General features: G+C 59.4%; 15 protein-coding genes and 1 tRNA gene. 9 read left to right on the plus strand and 7 right to left on the minus strand.

Annotated elements, in window-relative coordinates:
• The first annotated feature begins 64 nt into the window (after positions 1 to 64).
• Positions 65 to 412, plus strand: a complete 348-nt coding sequence (locus tag HCN58_RS37195) for a hypothetical protein (RefSeq protein ID WP_311966870.1) — start codon at positions 65 to 67, stop codon at positions 410 to 412.
• Here the strand turns inward: HCN58_RS37195 and HCN58_RS26035 are convergent.
• From HCN58_RS26035 to HCN58_RS26045, 3 genes are read right to left on the minus strand one after another with little or no spacing between them, the layout of a single operon-like run.
• Complete coding sequence (locus HCN58_RS26035; RefSeq protein WP_171582232.1) at positions 353 to 1,393, minus strand: DNA polymerase III subunit delta'; 1,041 nt, start codon at positions 1,391 to 1,393, stop codon at positions 353 to 355. The two genes, HCN58_RS37195 and HCN58_RS26035, sit on opposite strands and share 60 nt — an antisense overlap.
• The gene (gene tmk / locus HCN58_RS26040) at positions 1,390 to 2,076 is read right to left on the minus strand and encodes a dTMP kinase (RefSeq protein ID WP_171582233.1); all 687 of its coding nucleotides are present in this window, start codon (positions 2,074 to 2,076) and stop codon (positions 1,390 to 1,392) included. The genes HCN58_RS26035 and tmk overlap by 4 nt, the downstream gene beginning before the upstream one ends.
• A gap of 2 nt (positions 2,077 to 2,078) precedes the next feature.
• On the minus strand, positions 2,079 to 3,275 hold the full coding sequence (locus tag HCN58_RS26045) for a D-alanyl-D-alanine carboxypeptidase family protein (RefSeq protein WP_235983926.1): 1,197 nt from the start codon (positions 3,273 to 3,275) through the stop codon (positions 2,079 to 2,081).
• Positions 3,276 to 3,505: 230 nt separating this feature from the next.
• Here HCN58_RS26045 and HCN58_RS26050 point away from each other — a divergent pair, with 230 nt between their 5' ends.
• Positions 3,506 to 4,450, plus strand: coding sequence for an alpha/beta fold hydrolase (locus tag HCN58_RS26050; RefSeq protein WP_171582235.1), 945 nt, complete (start codon positions 3,506 to 3,508; stop codon positions 4,448 to 4,450).
• 54 nt (positions 4,451 to 4,504) lie between these two features.
• Here HCN58_RS26050 and HCN58_RS26055 read toward each other — a convergent pair whose 3' ends face one another.
• On the minus strand, positions 4,505 to 5,428 hold the full coding sequence (locus tag HCN58_RS26055) for a septal ring lytic transglycosylase RlpA family protein (protein WP_171582236.1): 924 nt from the start codon (positions 5,426 to 5,428) through the stop codon (positions 4,505 to 4,507).
• Between the two features lie 237 nt (positions 5,429 to 5,665).
• Positions 5,666 to 6,175, minus strand: coding sequence for a hypothetical protein (locus tag HCN58_RS26060; protein ID WP_171582237.1), 510 nt, complete (start codon positions 6,173 to 6,175; stop codon positions 5,666 to 5,668).
• A gap of 670 nt (positions 6,176 to 6,845) precedes the next feature.
• Here HCN58_RS26060 and HCN58_RS26065 point away from each other — a divergent pair.
• Positions 6,846 to 6,935: transfer RNA gene (locus HCN58_RS26065), tRNA-Ser, on the plus strand.
• A 162-nt stretch (positions 6,936 to 7,097) separates the two neighbouring features.
• On the plus strand, positions 7,098 to 8,336 hold the full coding sequence (locus tag HCN58_RS26070; RefSeq protein WP_171582238.1) for a tyrosine-type recombinase/integrase: 1,239 nt from the start codon (positions 7,098 to 7,100) through the stop codon (positions 8,334 to 8,336).
• A gap of 175 nt (positions 8,337 to 8,511) precedes the next feature.
• Here HCN58_RS26070 and HCN58_RS26075 read toward each other — a convergent pair whose 3' ends face one another.
• The gene (locus HCN58_RS26075; protein ID WP_210266155.1) at positions 8,512 to 9,216 is read right to left on the minus strand and encodes a hypothetical protein; all 705 of its coding nucleotides are present in this window, start codon (positions 9,214 to 9,216) and stop codon (positions 8,512 to 8,514) included.
• Positions 9,217 to 9,806: 590 nt separating this feature from the next.
• On the opposite strand from HCN58_RS26075, the gene HCN58_RS26080 reads away from it, so the two are divergent.
• From HCN58_RS26080 to HCN58_RS26100, 5 genes are all read left to right on the plus strand, one after another.
• A complete protein-coding gene (locus tag HCN58_RS26080) occupies positions 9,807 to 9,998 on the plus strand; it encodes a hypothetical protein (RefSeq protein WP_171582240.1) in 192 nt (63 codons plus the stop codon).
• Between the two features lie 577 nt (positions 9,999 to 10,575).
• Entirely contained in the window at positions 10,576 to 10,815 is a 240-nt protein-coding gene (locus HCN58_RS26085) for a helix-turn-helix domain-containing protein (protein WP_171582241.1), read from the plus strand.
• A 161-nt stretch (positions 10,816 to 10,976) separates the two neighbouring features.
• On the plus strand, positions 10,977 to 12,770 hold the full coding sequence (locus HCN58_RS26090) for an AAA family ATPase (RefSeq protein WP_171582242.1): 1,794 nt from the start codon (positions 10,977 to 10,979) through the stop codon (positions 12,768 to 12,770).
• Between the two features lie 523 nt (positions 12,771 to 13,293).
• On the plus strand, positions 13,294 to 13,587 hold the full coding sequence (locus HCN58_RS26095) for a hypothetical protein (RefSeq protein ID WP_171582243.1): 294 nt from the start codon (positions 13,294 to 13,296) through the stop codon (positions 13,585 to 13,587).
• Between the two features lie 403 nt (positions 13,588 to 13,990).
• Positions 13,991 to 14,560, plus strand: coding sequence for a hypothetical protein (locus HCN58_RS26100; protein WP_171582244.1), 570 nt, complete (start codon positions 13,991 to 13,993; stop codon positions 14,558 to 14,560).
• 497 nt (positions 14,561 to 15,057) lie between these two features.
• On the opposite strand, the gene HCN58_RS26105 is transcribed toward HCN58_RS26100, so the two are convergent.
• Complete coding sequence (locus HCN58_RS26105; protein ID WP_171582245.1) at positions 15,058 to 16,734, minus strand: recombinase family protein; 1,677 nt, start codon at positions 16,732 to 16,734, stop codon at positions 15,058 to 15,060.
• Between the last annotated feature and the right edge of the window lie 34 nt (positions 16,735 to 16,768).

Here is a 16,768-nt window from a genome sequence, read left to right on the forward strand (position 1 = left end):
TTCTTGCGGCGTTATCGCACGCTTCTTCGATGTAGTTTTCGTTGCGGATTTCTTCGCTGATTTCTTGACGGCTTTCGTCGCAACCTTCTTGGTCGACTTCTTCGCGGCTTTATTCGAAGCCTTCTTTGCAGCTTCTTTCTTCGAAGCCTTGCCGGCCTTCTTCACAGCGCGCTTGCTCTTGGTCGCACCTTTCCTCGCCGCACGCTTTTTCGCCGCCGCTTTCTTGCTGGCGCTAGCGGGCGGCGACTTGCGAGCCTTCGCCTTGCGCTTTTTCGAAGCTTTCTTTGCAGCCGTCGCCACCACGAATTCCTTTATTGCTCATAGATTGTCGGGTTTGATATCAGGCGGAGCGTTACCGCGTCGCATCCGCGAGCATCCCGAACACCGAGAAAACCAGCGGTTTTCGCTCTAAATTATACGATTCGGTGTCGCGCGCAGCGCGGACGATCTTTTCCCATACCTCCGCCAGCCGTGCAAGGCGGGGCAGATTTGCGTTGGCGTCGCCTGTGCGCAGCTTTTCGCCGATCCAGCGATCAATGCCGTCGATGAACGCAGCTAGCGCCACGCGGTCGCTGGTGCCGAGCGCATCGCCAAGCGCATGCAATTCGCGCGGATCGACTTGCGGCAGCGTCGCCAGCAACGCCGCAGTCCGCTGCTGCAGCTTCAGCGCGTCGCCGCCGAGCAGCGTCAGCGCACGGGACACGCTCCCCTCCGACGCATCGGCAGCTTCCGATAGCGCCGGATCATCGGATGCGCTGTCGGTGGCTCGCGCCGCCGCGCGCACGACGTCCTCCGTCGCAAGCGGCCGGAGCGGCAGCTTGCGGCAGCGGGACAGGATCGTCGGCAGGGCACGCGCCGGCGAATGGCTGACGAGCAGAAACAGCGATCGGTGCGGTGGCTCCTCGAGAATCTTGAGCAGCGCATTGGCGGCGTTCGGATTGAGCTCGTCGACGGTGTCGACGATGCAGACGCGCCAGCCGTCCATCGCCGGGGTCGAGCCGAAGAACGAAATCGTCTCCCGCGTCTCATCCACAGTAATGACGGTCCGCATCACGCCGCGATCGTTGAGACCGCGTTCCAGCACCAACAGCCCACCATACGCGCCGGCGGTGATTTGGCGCGCGACGGGATCGTCAGGGTCGAGCGCCAGCGTCTCCGCGTGCTGAACCGAAGGCGCTATCGGATTAGGATTGGCGAGCACGAAGCGGGCCATGCGATAGGCCAGCGTCGCCTTGCCGATGCCCTGTGGGCCGCCGATCAGCCAGGCATGCGGAATACGCCCACTGCGATAGGCATTGAGCAATGCCATCTCTGCCTCGCGGTGACCGAATAGATCGGCCGTTTCGCGGGGATGCCTGACCGCCGTCTCCTGCTCGGTCTTGCGCGCGCTCATGCCGTACCCGCCGGGCTCGGGACCGCAAGCAGGTGATCGCGCAGCGCAGTCCAAACGCGGGCAGCGACAGTGTCGGCATCGGCATTGGCGTCGATCAGCACGCAGCGCTGCGGGTTTTCGGCGGCGATCTGCCGGTAGGCGTCGCGCAGGTCCTGATGGAATTGGAGATCTTCTGACTCGAACCGGTCAGGCACGCCGCCGCCGCGACGCGTGGCGGCCCGCTGCAGACCAACTTCCACCGGGATATCCAGAATGATGGTGAGGTCCGGCTTCAGGTCACCGATGGTGACGCGCTGCATGGCGTTGAGCACGATCGGAGAGACCTGCCCCAGACTGCCCTGGTAGGCACGGGTCGAATCCGAGAAGCGGTCGCACAGCACCCATGTCCCCTGGCTGAGCGCGGGCTGGATCACCGTACGAACGTGATCGTCGCGGGCGGCCGCGAACAGAAGCGTCTCCGCCTCCGGTCCGAGCAGCTTGCCCATTCCCGACAGCACGAGATGCCGCATGATTTCCGCGCCCGGCGAACCGCCAGGCTCCCGGGTGACGATGGCGCGCAGCTTGGCCGCGGCAAGTCGCTCGGCGAGTTTCTTGATCTGCGTGGACTTGCCCGAGCCCTCGCCGCCCTCAAAGGTAATGAACTTCCCGCGTCCGGAAGGCCGCTGTAGCGTTGCCTGGGTCATGCTCAGAGCTTCTCTGCGCTCGCGCGGAACATGCCGATGACGAGCTCGCTGGCTCCGTCGATCGCGCGACGCATGGTCGAGCCGGTGCCGATCGCTTCAGCGGCGTAGATTGGCGCCTCCACGGCGATGTTGTGGCCTCGCCACACCTTGACGACGCCGACCGGCTGGCCGGATTGCACGGGCGCCCGCACCGGACCGCTATAGACAATGCGCGCGATCAGTTTCTCACTGCCGTTCTTCGGCACCATCACCTTGATCGGCTCGGGGCTGGCAAGCTTCACCGAGCGGCTTTCGCCGCCAAACACCTTGGCATAGCCGACCGGCTGGTTGGCCGCGAACAGCGTGCGCGTCTCGAAATTGCGAAAACCCCATTCCAGCATCTTCTTGGCCTCTGAGGCACGATCGTCGGGATCCTCTAGTCCATTGATCACGACAATCAGCCGCGTGTCGTTCTGCACGGCGGAGCCAACCATGCCGTAGCCGCCCTCCTTGGTGTAGCCGGTCTTTAGCCCGTCGGCGCCGTTGAGCGAGTTCAGAAGCGGATTGCGGTTCTGCTGCCGGATCTTGTTCCAGGTGAATTCCCGCTCGCCGAACAATTTGTACATGTCGGGATAGGTCAGGATCAGGTGGCGGGCGAGTTTGGCCAGCTCCCGCACCGTCATCTTGTTAGCGGGGTCGGGCAGCCCGTTGGAGTTTCCGAACGTGGACTTCGTCAGGCCAAGCTCCTGGGCGCGCTTGGTCATGAAGTCGGCGGCAAAAATCCGCTCGTTGCCGGCCATGCCCTCGGCAAGCGCGATGCAGGAATCATTGCCGCTCTGGATGATCGCGCCCTTCAACAGGTCGTCCACCGATACCTTGCTGTTGAGAATGGCAAACATGGTCGAGCCGCCGGCCGGCGCACCGCCCTTGCGCCAGGCGTTCTCGCTGATCCGGTATTCGTCCGTCAGCTTGATCTTGCCTTCCTTGATGGCGTTGAAGACCACCTCGACCGTCATCAGCTTCATCATGCTGGACGGCGCGCGCAATTCGTCGGCGTTCTTCTCGAACAGCACGCTGCCGCTGGAGGCCTCGACCAGGATTGCGGTCGGCGCATCGCCATCAAAGCCGCCGTCCTCCTTCTTCGGCGCGCCCTGCATGCTGTTGTTGGCGGCGTACACGATCCCGCCCCAGCCGACCGCGAGCGCGAGGACGGCGGCCATCAGACCGCGCCACAGGATGATGGCCGCCGTGTCGGATTTGCGGGAAACGGAAGTTTCTGCTGCCATCTGCGATGTCCTGAATCCGTGCGTTCTAACAGTTGGAAGTATCGCAAACAACACAGGTGTTTGGACTTGTGGCCGTGACGATCGGATTGCGGTGCCGAACGAACAAACCTATCGTGGCGATGCTGCAATACCCGATAAGATACGAAAAACAGGGCGGAAACGCGATGCCAACTTCACGCACTATTTCCGCCAACGGGCTCGACTTCTTTGTTCTCGAACAGGGCCAGGGTCCGCTGGTGCTGCTCTGCCATGGCTGGCCCGAACTGTCCTACTCCTGGCGGCACCAGATCCCTGGTATCGCCGATGCCGGTTTCCATGTCGTTGCCCCCGACATGCGCGGGTTCGGCCGGACCAGCGCGCCGGCGGACGTCGGCGCCTACACCATCTTCCACAATGTCGGCGACATGGTCGCGCTGGTGGCGGCGCTTGGCGAAAAGCAGGCCGTCATCGTCGGCCATGATTGGGGAGCGCCGGTTGCCTGGCACGCGGCGATGTTCCGGCCCGATATCTTCACCAAAGTGGCGGGGTTAAGCGTTCCGCCGCCTTCTCGCGGACGCGGCCTGCCCCTGGAAACGCTGAAGAACAACGGTATCACCAATTTCTACTGGCAGTATTTTCAGGCGCCGGGCGTGGCAGAAGCCGAACTCGAGCGCGATGTCGCAGCGACCATGCGAATCGTACTGGCCGGGCGCGGGTTCTCCGATCCGGCGGCCCATCAATTTGTCCAGCAGGGCAAGGGATTCCTCGCCGGCGCCGAGCCGAACCGGCCATTGCCGAGCTGGCTGACCGAGGCCGACCTCGCTTATTTCGCGGCCGTCTATCAGGAGTCCGGCTTTCGCGGCGGGCTCAACTGGTATCGCAACATCGACCGCAATTGGGAACTGACCGCACCGTGGCAGGGAGCCCAAATCCATCAACCGTCGCTGTTCATCGCGGGATCGAAGGATGGCGTCATTACCGGGCTGATCGGTGCCAAGCAGGTCAAGGAGATGGAGCCCGTGCTGCCGAAGTTGCGGCAGAAGCTTATTCTTGACGGGGCCGGCCATTGGATTCAGCAGGAGCGGCCCGAGGATGTCAACGCCGCCCTGATCGCCTTCCTGAAGGAGTAGCTATATTTGACGCGTTTTCTTGACGCGAACCGCCACTTCGCTTGAAAACGCTATCTAGTACAGCCCTCGCCCGCTGAGGACTTCGCTTGGCCCTCGCGGATCGACCGGCCGGTAAGCCGGGCTCGGCGCCGCATAGCTTGCATCATTCTCGTAGGACACGGCGCGTGGGTTTTCCGCAGCACGGCCGCGCGAGCGGCTGGAGGCCGACATTTCCGAGGTCGCGCTGATCGAGGCGTAATCCGCCGAGGTATTGCCGAGGCTGTAGGGCCGACCTTCCGGCAGTGGCACCTCGCCCCGGATGCGGCCTGCGGACGACGGCATCTCGGGAACAAACGGACGGGCCGAAGCGACCCGGACCGTGGACGGGGACGGCGCGGGCTCGCCGGTCCGCAGCGTCGCCAGGAGCTGGCGGTCGTCGGAACCCTCCAGCGGGGCCCGGCCGACATACTCAACCCGTACACGAGCGACGCCATTTCCTTTGAATTCAAGCAGTTCCGCGGCCTTGTTCGAGACGTCGATGAGCCGGTTGCCGTGGTAAGGGCCACGGTCGTTGACCCGCACGATCAGCGACTTGCCGTTCCGAACGTTGGTGACGCGGGCGTAGCTTGGGATCGGCAGGGTCGGATGGGCCGCCGTCAGCGAGGCCATATCGAAAACCTCGCCATTGGCGGTCAGCCGGCCATGGAAGTCGTCGCCATACCAGGAAGCCATTCCCTCGGCGCGATAGTTTGGATCCTCTTCCGGCACGTAGACCCGCCCTGCGACGGTGTAGGGCTTGCCGACGCGGTAGGTGCCCCCACCCTTCGGCACAGGCTCTCCGAACGCCACCACACGGGGGCTGGAGGAGACGCCATATTTGGGATCGATGCGCTTGGCGAATTTGTCCGACGAGGCGCAATTGGCGAGGACGAGGCATGTTGCCACGGCAACAGTGCCACGAACCGTCAGAACGATCGTTTTTGGCCGTCGAATCCCCATCACCCCAATTACCATTTCCAGCGGCCGACTGCCTATGTCGAAGCGTTGCGGCCTTACCCCACGATGCGGCCCACCTCCGCATCACATGGTGAAGATATCGCAACCGGAACACGGCGGAAATGGGGTCTGGTGCCGCGTGGTGAATGAATGGTTGCTTCGCGCATCCGCCGACTTGCGGGACGCTACACCTTGATTCGCTGTGTATGCGCTCTTCGTCATAGCCTTCCTGTGCCGCTTTCAGACAATCTGTTGCATCAAATCATCACTCCCGACCGATCTGCGACTCCGGCCCGTGAATCTTTTTGACTGTGCAACGGTGCAGTCGTTCTGTGCGTTGCAGGGGCGCAAAGGATTTGTGCGATGATCGAGACGGTGACAGCGGTAATGGGCCTGGTGAGCGCAGGCATTTTCCTTGCCCATGCGTTTGAAGGCTATCGTTCCAGAGCGTGAGGTTTGAAGACCGGCGGCTGTAGCCGCCCGGGCTTCAAAGAGAAATGGTTCGGTAGTTCCGATCGGGGATTCGGAAAGCTTTAATAAATTCGGACGAGCATCCGATGTGGTAGATGTCTCATGCGCAACCACGATATCGTCTCCAACGGATTTCTTGCTCTGACGACGGCCAGCCTCGTGCTGCTGTGCTCCAGCCTGCTGGCCGTTGCGTTCGGTTAAACAAGCGCCCGCATTGCGGCCGATGCCGCCCTTCCGCGGCGCGTGTGAAGTGCTCCATACAGCTTGCACGTGAGTCACGTTGTTTTCTCCTTGTGATAGGCAACAGCACAAGGAGGATTTGATGAAAGCAGCGATCTCGATCGTCGTCTCGACCCTCGCCGTCGCCGCACTCCCTACGTCCGCCGGCGCGCCCCCCTGTCGGGCAAGTCGTCCAGGCGTGCGACAACATGCACGCGGCTGGGCAAACCAGCAATTACGGCATCAAAGGCAACGCATTGGTCGGGTGCACCAACACCGTCGTTTCGTTTGCCCCGCAGATGGCAGCCGGCAGTGCACCGGTAGCCAGAACACTTCAGGCAAGTGTAACGAGGACGGAACGGCAGCGCACCGGCTTCCCGCCGCCTCGGTTCGAAACCTCCGGGCAGACGATCCTGCTGTTCTATATGTCCACGCGGAAGGGTCCCGCAGATCAGCGTGGCACGGTGAGTTGCGGGAGCGGAGGCATCGACCGCTCCCTCGACCTTGTCTCTAGGATGCCGGACGTCCTGCGCCGCAATTTAACGGCCGCGGCTGGTGCCCGCGGGTCGATTTGCCGAGCGCATTGAATGCAATCAGGCGACTATCGGTCTTGCCCGACCGACGAGACCGTTTCATCGCCCCTTCCCGGCTTGGGCGTCTCCTGCCAAATCGAATTTCTTCTCTTGTGTTTTCACCTTCGCATCGGCTAAGCGCTTGATCATAAAGGCAAGGAAGGGTGGCCGAGTGGTTTAAGGCACCGGTCTTGAAAACCGGCGTGCCTGCAAGGGTACCGTGGGTTCGAATCCCACCCCTTCCGCCAGTACAGTGTTCTCCCTTGTTCTCCACTGTTCGGAATCCCCAGCAAATTCAGCGCCTTCGTCGGCAAGCTATCTTCCTTCGTTCGCCGTCGTTCCTCACAATGAGAGCGCAAACCGTAGCTTGGGCCCGTAGGCTCGGAGGACGGTTTTAGTTGGAGGAACACATGGCTGGACGCCTGAAGCCGTTGGATGTCGAACGCGAAACGAAGCCCGGCAAGTATGCCGACGGTGATGGTCTCTACCTGATCATCACAGGACCTTCCGCGAAGAGCTGGTCTTATCGCTATTGGAAGGACGGCAAAGAGCGTTGGCACGGCCTGGGTCCCTTCAAGGATGTATTCCTTAAAAACGCGCGACTCGCCCGCGATGCGGCCCGCCTACGCGTGAAGGGTGATCGCAGCACAGCAGGCGTGGACATCGTCCAGGAACGCCGCGAGACGCGGCAGGAGGCCAAGGCGGTGGAAGCGCAGCGCGCAGCACAAACATTCGAGGAATGCGCCGAGGCCTATATACGCGCGCAGTGGTCGACCTGGAGCGAGAAGCACCGCGACCAATGGCCCGCTTCGCTTAAACGCTACGCCTATCCGACGATTGGAAAGCTGACGATCGCGGAGATCAGGCCGAGCCACATCCACGAATTGCTCGAGCCCATCTGGCTGACCAAACGCGAGACCGCGAACCGGGTGCGCGGCCGAATCGAGACGATCATCGCCAAGAACGCCAACATCGATGATCCCGATTTCCGCAATCCGGCCGAGCTGACAAAGCAGCTTCGTGAAAAGCTTCCGAAGCGGCCCAAGCGCGTCATTCGTCACCATCCTGCCCTGCCCTATGCCGATGCGGCGCAGTTTATGAGCGAGCTCCGCATGTCCGAGGGCCGCGCCGCGCTGGCGCTGCGCTTTCTGATCTTCACTGTGTGCCGCACCAACGAAATCGTCGGCGCAAAATGGACTGAGATCGACCGGACCTTTCCAACTGGTCCGGTGTGGCGGATCCCCGGTGAGCGGATGAAGATGGACCAGGACCACTGCGTCCCGCTCGCTCAGCCGGCGCTCGATGTGCTTGACGAACTCAGCAAAGGCCAGCAGAGCGACTTGATCTTCACCAACCCGGACGGCCAGGAGTTTTCCGAGAACGCGATGCTCGCTGTCCTCGATCGTATGGGCTACGGGCACGTTACCGTGCACGGCTTCCGCGCGACTTTCGCGACCTGGGCCGAAGAATGCACAGACTACCCGGACGGCGTTCGCGAGGCGGCTCTGGCGCACAAATATAAAAACGAAACGACCGCGGCGTACCAGCGCGGCGCTAAACTTGAGAAACGGCGGACGCTCATGAACGACTGGGCTAACTTCATTGGCGCGCCGTCGAAGATTATCCAGTTAACCGCGGTTGGACATTAGGCGTGTACTCAATCCAAACATGGCCATGTCCATTCCGCATTACGCTCAAGCGGCGGTCCAAGCATCGCTGACGCGAAGTCCGGACTGCCCTCAATACCAGACCAGCCGTAGGCGACGAAGTTGGTCGGCTTAGGGCCAGTAGCGGACGTCACAACTCTACCAAGGCAGGGCTGCACTACCTTCTTTCGAAATTACCTTCGTGCAATCCCAGGGGAGCGTCTTTCGACGTGAAGCCTCCGCCAAGATAGCCACCTTTCAGATTTTTCAACCAAGGTAGACGTTCCGCGAGACCTGTCGTGATCGGTTCACCCGTCCAGCCAAACTGGTTCAGAGGCCATATCCCTGCAGGCACGATCTCGAGCGTAGCACGCACAAGCTTCACGCCCGTTCCAAAACTCGATTCCAGATCGAGAGGATTGACCCTTTCCACCGTCAACGGAGCATTCAAATCGCGAAAGCGGACTAGCAACGGGAGGTTTGTCAAAGGCAGTTCAACCTTCCCAGAAAGCTTTCGAACTTGATCAATCCGGTTGCCAAAGGGTTGCTGTACCCCGACCTTTCCAAGGGCGTTGAGCGCGATCCCCTCTGGCGCTGATTGAACATCGTTGCCTTCGCGAAGCAGAGCAAGGAGAAAGCCAGACCTCCCTAAATCAAGGAGCAGCGCTTGCCCTTTGATGCTGACGCTGAACTCAGATTCATTCGGAAGCAGTTTCGGATGCCCGTGGTAACCCACTTCAACAACTTGAGAACCTGTCTTCCGCTGGCCTTCCACCAGCGCCTCTAGCGTCAATCGATAGCGTATGGTCGCACTTGGCATCATCAGCATCAGGGCGATCACAATAGCTGCGATGACCAGCAAACCGGCTGCAACCCACCTCATGAGCGAAGACCATTGATGAAAGCTTTGGAAATCCAGAAGCTCTGTTCTGAGCGGATAGACAACAAGCTACGGCTCGATCAGACAACAACTTACATAACACATCATTAACCGGAACGATCTTTGGTTGGCTCCTGCGTGATGGCTGCTTTGGGTCACAAGCGGCGGTCCGGCCGGTCATTTCGTCCTGTCCGGTTCTGCTCCGAGAGCGGCCTTTGCGGCCGCTCAGGGGCAGCTCGGCCGAGGGCCAATGCCAGAAGTTCCCAATGCTCGTGAGACAGTCCCTTGCGGCAGCAACCGAGGTCATGCAGCGAGATCGTTTTATCGGTGATATCTGACTGCTAAAGAGAGATGTTCCAGATCGCGACGCGTGCATCGCTCAGATGCCCATCGCGATCGAATTCTACGTCTAGGATCCACTGTTTGTATCCAAAGACGTTAGGGGACATCCTCCACCCTACCCTGGCCCCTTAGAGCAAGCACGCAGGCCACATTGCCGACCCAAACAAGCTGAACCACCGCGTGAAAAACGGATGGGACACCACTGAGTCAGCTGAGACATTGAGACACCTGGCCAAGCTACGGATGCTCCGATGAAGATCACGCTGGAAGCTCACATGAAGATAGCGAGCATGATTCTTCGGGCCGCCGGAGCGGCCACGGGAACGAAGAAACTGCGCTTGGAAAGCCTCGCGCACGCGCCAAGATCAGGGAAGCAGTCGCAGGCGAAGCTGAAGGGCATCCTGTCGGACGCTTCAAACGCGGTGAACAGAGAGTCTAAGTGATGTAATCACCGCAGCTTTGCTGAGCATCGCGAAGGCAAAAAAGTACATTCCAGCGCGTTATCAAGGCCGCATAATTCGGCTGTCGTACCGTCCTGCGCGCGTGTCCCGCCAACCGATGCGAAGGACCACTTGCGGCAGCGACCAGCGCTGACCGTGGGTTTTTCCCGTAGCTTTTTCGGCAGCGGGCGCAAACCGCAATGCAATCAATGCCGTTCAGAGGATTGGATATCCGCGAGCTCCCGTGCTCCTGGATGTGAACATCGTCAATCCACACGCTTGAGATCCCACGGCTTTGCTCGCTGACTGTGAGAGACAGCAGACCCGCGGTGCGGGACTTGTGATCTCCTCACGATGGACATCCGTTCAATAGGCCATAGCGAATAGCTGCTTGGGTTCTCCCCTGGTGGAGAACTGGTGCTCTACTATTGGGGAACTGGTGCTCTATTGGTGGGGAATTGGTGGTCTACGAGTGGGATACTTTTGGCAATCTTTACAACGGCTTGTGCCAAGATTCTCCTTTACTTTATGAGCATTCTCTGTTGTTCGTTTGGTTAAGCCAGAACGAGGAAATACAACCATGTCAGCAACTCGATTCGAGGGAGTCACGTTCACCGACAGTCGCCCGATTGTTGCGAGCGTGAACGAAACAATGTCCGCGCTGCAGATTGGGCGCGGAAAAATCTATGAGCTTCTCAACTCGGGCGAGCTGGAGAGCTACCGTGAAGGGAGCTCGCGCAAGATCCTGTGGCGCAGCATTGAGGCTTACGTTGAGCGCCGCCTCAAAGAGGAGGCCGAGCGCCGCGGTCGCGCTGCATAACAGGTAAGCCGCACCGTGCGCTTGGCGACCAAATCAGCAACGCAGCCCCACACCGAGCGACCGTGTATCTCGATGTCTCGGTTGCCCGGACTTTCGAAGGGACTCGAAAAATCATTGCGCAAGGCCGTTGAGCTTGGTCTCATCGGTAACGAGGCCGACTGATGCACGCCGCGCAGGCCGAAACCGCTGACCGAGAGGCTCCACCGGAGTTTGCAGACGCGGAGGAAAAACCCCTCGCGAGCCAGTTGGCGCGATTTTCCGTCGATGAAAGGTTCGGGGCATTTCGCACACTGGTGTCTGGCCTGCCACGTCTTGAACACCTCAATCCCCTCGATGCGTTCCACTTTCTGCTCAACCTGGCGAACAATCACGGCCTTAGCGGCGGGCCCGGAAGCGAAACTGCGCTGGAGATCGAAAAGATCATCGGAGACGCAATTTCGTCGGGGTGCGACGGCGCTGGTATCGACGTCGAAAGGGGCGCGATAGAAATCCCTTCGGAAGCATTCCAGGCGCTGCAGAGTTGGGACCGGATACTGGCAAATGTAGATCGACAATCCTTGGCAAGGCAATTCACCCGGGCAGCAACAGAGATTCTGCGGCTCGCATCCCCCCAGGCAACGCCGAACGAGTGGCAGCAGCTCGTTGATAACGTGCACGAGATGGGCGAGCGCCACGGCCTCTCAGTAAAGGTCGTGCAAACCCTCATGGCAGCGGCAACCGTCGCACCACCCGATCACCGCCCAATGGAGGAATCACGACCAAAGGCACCTAATTTCGGCAGCGCGCTGCCGACAGTCGAAAACCTTGGCGAGCTGCCGCCCGGCAACGAGCCGGATGACTACGGCAGCGTATCGCCGATACGTGAAGCCGGCGTCATTGCGACCAAGGCGCTCGAGCTGACCTATTTTGACGAGTGCGGCGCTTATGCCAATAAGCAATGGATCTTAAAAGGAATCATTGCGCGCGGCGAAACTTCCGCGTGGATCGCGCCGCCAGGCGCCGGCAAGTCGGCGCTGCTGACCGAGATAGCCGTGCACTGCGCCGCACACATCGACTGGCGAGGGCATCGGGCAAAAGTAGAGTGTGGCGTAGTGGTGCTGGCGCTGGAGCGCGGCGACCTGTTCAAGCGCCGGTTGCGCGTTTACCACCAGCGCGACGAGCTGGCAGGCCTGCCGATCGCTGTGGCCGACGCAATCATTGACCTGCTCAATCCAAGCTGCGTGGAGATCATCGTTTCAACCGTGAGGGCAGCCGAGCAGCAGTTTGGTCGCGAAGTGGGGCTGATCATCCTTGACACCTATGCCAAGGGCATCGCGGCGAGCGGTGGCGACGAGGACAAGGCCCGAGACCAGAACCGAGCCGCTGCTAATCTGCGCAATATACACGCCCAGCTCAACGTGCATATCGCTCTGGTCGGACACACCGGCAAAGACGAGAACCGCGGCGCACGTGGCAGCAACGCCCACGTCGGCGACGTGGACGTCATGGTGCAGATCAGCGGGGAGACCATCAAGGTGGCGCAGGTTATCAAGGGTAATGACCAGCCTGAGCGCGCCGTCGCGAAATTCAAGCTTGAGCCCTTCGAACTCGGCCGGGATGAGGATGGCGAGCCGATCACTACCGCGATCGTGACCACCGAGTTCGCCGACGAGCTGACCAGCGCCAGCGCGGCCGACAGCGGCAAGAAGAAGCCCACACTGAAGCCCATTCCGCGGGCTGCATTACGCGCCCTACACGAATGTATAGCCGACGGCGCAGCATCTCGACCCGTCGACGAGCACGTCCCGGCGGGCGTCACAGGCGTCACAATGAAGGTTTGGCGCAGTCGGCTCGAAAAACTCTCGATCATCAACGCGAAAGGCAATCCCCGAGAGCAATTTAGCCGCATCCATGTGACGCTAAAAAACGCAGGCCTTATCTGCATTTGGGAGGACGTCGTGTGGCCTGTCACATAGTGTCACAACCCGTCACAGTGACGTTTGGTGACAGCGCCTATCACGTGTCACGTCACATTTGCCCCCCTCTAGGGGGGCAATGCGGATGTGACGCCTGGGAGTTTCGGAGATGGTCAAACAAAGCAGACGGCCGGAAGGCCCTCGGTTGGCCGCTCACTCGAATGCCTCACAAGTTTCTGAGAACGGAGTTGGCTTTAAAGTAGGACTATTGAACAGGGGCCTTTCTGACTAGCATAATAACCAACAGCGGGCCCTCCGCTCCTCCGCATGGTACCTCGTCCCTCTCGAGGATCACCGCTCCTCCAAACACCCTTGAAGAAATTGCATTTTTCAGCGAAAGCGCCAAACCCCCCGGGTACAAGCTACGATCCGGCCCCCTCGCAAGGCTCAATGCTGCCGCCAGTGGGCTTCGTTACTGGCGCCTGAACGAGCTCGTACATCCACGCAATTTGGAACGGTGATTTTGAGCGCTTCCCTCACCGACGACGAAGGACCAATGGCCATGCTTGACTGCTAATCGAACTTGCAGCTTGAGATCATCAATCGCCTCTCCGACGTCGATGACGGTAAGCCAGTGCACATCGTGTTTGCACATAACGGCGAGAGCTGGGCTGTGCTTAGCACCGAGCAGATCATCGATGTGTTGCGAACCGTCACTCGTCACTTCGCTAGTGCCGATCATGATAAGAAGGTCGCGTTCTTCTCTGCGCCGCTGCACCAAGCCGCCGCCATCGTCCGGCAGCGCGCCGCCGAACACGACATCGAACTCCCCGGTCGCTTCTGGCTGACAGCGGAAGAATTGGACACGGGCGCCTGATCTGCTCGCCGCTGCCATCGCGCCGCGCACGTCACCTGTCATTGAGAAGTGGCTGGCGATGCGCCAGCGCGAAACGCAGACGGTGGCTGTGTCGTGAATCGACTGACTTCATCGGCGCGTACGGCAAGGCCAGTGGCTTCGGCGGCTACGACATCACGGGCAGCTCTGGTCCCCGCCTGCCGCCTACCGCCGTAATGCCGATCGCTCACACGCTCGATGAAGCTACTCGAAAAATAAACATGGAGGTCTAACAAATGGCTCTCTTTAAATCTTCAAATCCGAAAAAGCCTGCAGCGCGAGATCGAGGCCGCCAAAGCCAACCGCGAGCGCTTGTCTGCTAAGCTCACCGAATGCGAGGCGGGAGTTACGCGGCAGACGACATTGGCAAAGGACGCCGCCGTGAGTGGCGACGCTTGCCGCTGCCGAAATGTCCTTCGCTGCGCAAGATCGTGCCGCAACGTTGAAAACCGCCCTGCTTCACGTCGATCAGCAGCTCGCGGAGCTTGAAAAGTCTAAGGCAGAAATGGCTGACCTCAAGCTCCGGGCTGAAACCGCTGCCGAGGTCGAGCTGCTTGTTCGCATGCTGACCGAAGTTGGCGCGGAGTTCGTCGGGTTGGCTGAGCGCCTTGCCGAGCACACCGGCCGAGCCGTTCCGATCGTCTTCGAGGCAAGCGGGCTGAATAACGTAGTCACCGTCTGCAAGTCTCAGGTCTCTGACGCGATAGAAATGGTCTGCAAGTCGTTTCGAGCACACGCCGATGCGGTAATCGCTGGCTTGGCACCTGCTACGCTGCCGCAGCCTGATAATCCGGCATTGGCAGCTGTGCCAGCTCCAGCAGCCCCGCCGGCAGAACCGCACATTACGTATCGCCCGGCGATCAAGGCTCATCCGGCCTACAAGGATGCAATCAGCAAGCCGGGTCGTCTGAAGTGTTGTCCGCCCGGCTCTGAGCCATACTTGACCTTGCGGTGACCTTGCGGAGGGTCGATGGCTACATTGGCGAGAACATGCCGAACTCGATCGCCGAGCATATCTGCGGATGTGGCCCGCGCCGGGATCACGCCGCAGTGAAGTCGATCGCGTCCGGGCTCGGATGCTGGTGCGGCAATTGGATTATCTGCGCAAAAAAAGATTACGAATGCGCTTTGGAAGCGGTTTGGACTTCGGACGCGATAACGAGATCACCTTCGCGACTGCCGCTGCCGCAAATCGACCATGATCCGGTGGCGTGGTAAAGAAAGCGTCGATAGTCGGCGGATGTACCCGACCAAACGGCCTAAGAGCCCCCGGAGCTAACTCTGGGGGCTTTTCCGTTAGCTAGGTTTTACCGGCTGAGTGGCATGTCGTCGAAAAGCTCTATGACGTCTCAATCAGCGAAGGTATCAAAAACTACACGATTGCCGAATTCTCGTTGGCGATGGCGCTGAATGCGATCTCCAGCACACTGGGACCGAGAACGCTTCTAGTCTTTACTTTCTTCTTCGTCCCATGGCTGTCACCGAGCGGCTTGCAGGCGCGGCCTGTCTCGTACTTCGACCTTGAGCGCGTCGTCCCCGACCGCTCCCGTTTAGTTGCTGAGCTGCCCGCCGCTTCTTTACGCGCCGAATAAGCGAGCGGGCGACCGCTTCGAAGTTTGCAAAGGATTCTATATTGCGGGCGGCGAGGCTCTTCTCCGAGAACCATATCCATGTCCTGGTTAGAGGTGGCGTAGGCAATAGAAGGTAATCCAGGATGGCTTCATTTTTTTCGCCAAGTCTTATCGCTATAGTCCACCCCAACGGCTGTTTCGCTCGACGACGCAGCGTCCAAAGCGGCAACCGGCCTCTCCATTTCCGGCATTTAGCCACCCCAAAGCAGATGTTCACATCATCGTTTACCCGCAAACATTCTATCGAGGCATCAAATGTAGCTCGCGCCCCCGACCTCTCGAATGCGTCGCGAAGTAACATTCCATTTGCGCCGTTCAAACTCACCCAGCGCTGGTTTGCTTTTAGATCGTCCCAAAACTTTGTGTTGTCGTAGCCGATTAATCGGTAAGTATTGCGAAGAGAGCCGAAATGATTGATATACGTGGTGTTACTGGGTAGGCCCGGCGTGGTGTCAATGATTTCGGCGCTCAGCCTTCCCCTCTTCATCAGAACTTTCCGCAGACGAACCAACATTTCTTCTTCGGAAATCCTGACGTGATACTCCTCCGCGCGTTTCCTCGCTCGGAGAAATACATCCTGATCAACGATCGGCTCGACGCAGCCGTCGCTTCTAATCCAAATATCTCTTGGATTTGTAGTCCTTTTTGCTCCTAACTTTTGAGTGCAGCGATTGTAGATGAGTGTACCAACATAAGCCTCATTCCTCAGGATGTCTCTTATCGCCGGCTGCGTCCACGGTCGCCCTGTTTTACTTGGTACGTCTCGCAGGTTGAGTGCCTTCCCGATCTCCGCCTGCGATTTCCCTCGAAGGTATTCCTGGAATATCCACTTTACGATCTCTTTTTCATGATCCGGTCCTGGCTGAACTCTCACGTGATCTGTTATCAGGTATTTACATTGGCCCTCCGCAAGAATTCCTTTCGGCCGAGCATCCTTGTCGACAGCGAGCCGCTGCAGACCATAGCCCACCGTTCCACCTACCAAAAATCCTGCTTTCGCGAAGCGCAGCTTGCCTGCTTGAACCTTGGCCGACAGCTCTCGGCTGTATTCTGCAGCCATTACTCTCTTAATATTCTTCACGATGCTCGATAAGAGGCTCCCATCGTTGTCAAATAGCTCAGCGCAATAACTGACCTTGATCCCGACTTGCTTACAGATGAATTCGTAGTGCGCACTCTCATCAATGTCTTGAAAGCGTCCCCAACGACTTACATCATAGACGAGAATGTGGCCGAAATCAGCGGCCCCTGATTGGACGTCGTCCAACAATTTGGTGAGGCCGCTCCTGTTCTTGATCCTCAAGCCGCTCTCACCTTCGTCGCGATATGTACGAACGATCGAAAGCTGGTGCAGTTGCGCATACGCCGCGATCGCTGCGGCCTGATTTTCAATTGAATATCGTTGATAATCGGTGGACATGCGGACGTACTGCGCTGCCCGAAGACCTCTCTGTAACCGAGGTAGCCTATCCTTATGGACGACAAGCGCGTTTGCCATGACGCTGCTCTCGCAGAGCAATTATCTCATCTCT

The organism is Bradyrhizobium australiense (genome assembly GCF_013114825.1).
Taxonomy (GTDB): domain Bacteria; phylum Pseudomonadota; class Alphaproteobacteria; order Rhizobiales; family Xanthobacteraceae; genus Bradyrhizobium; species Bradyrhizobium australiense.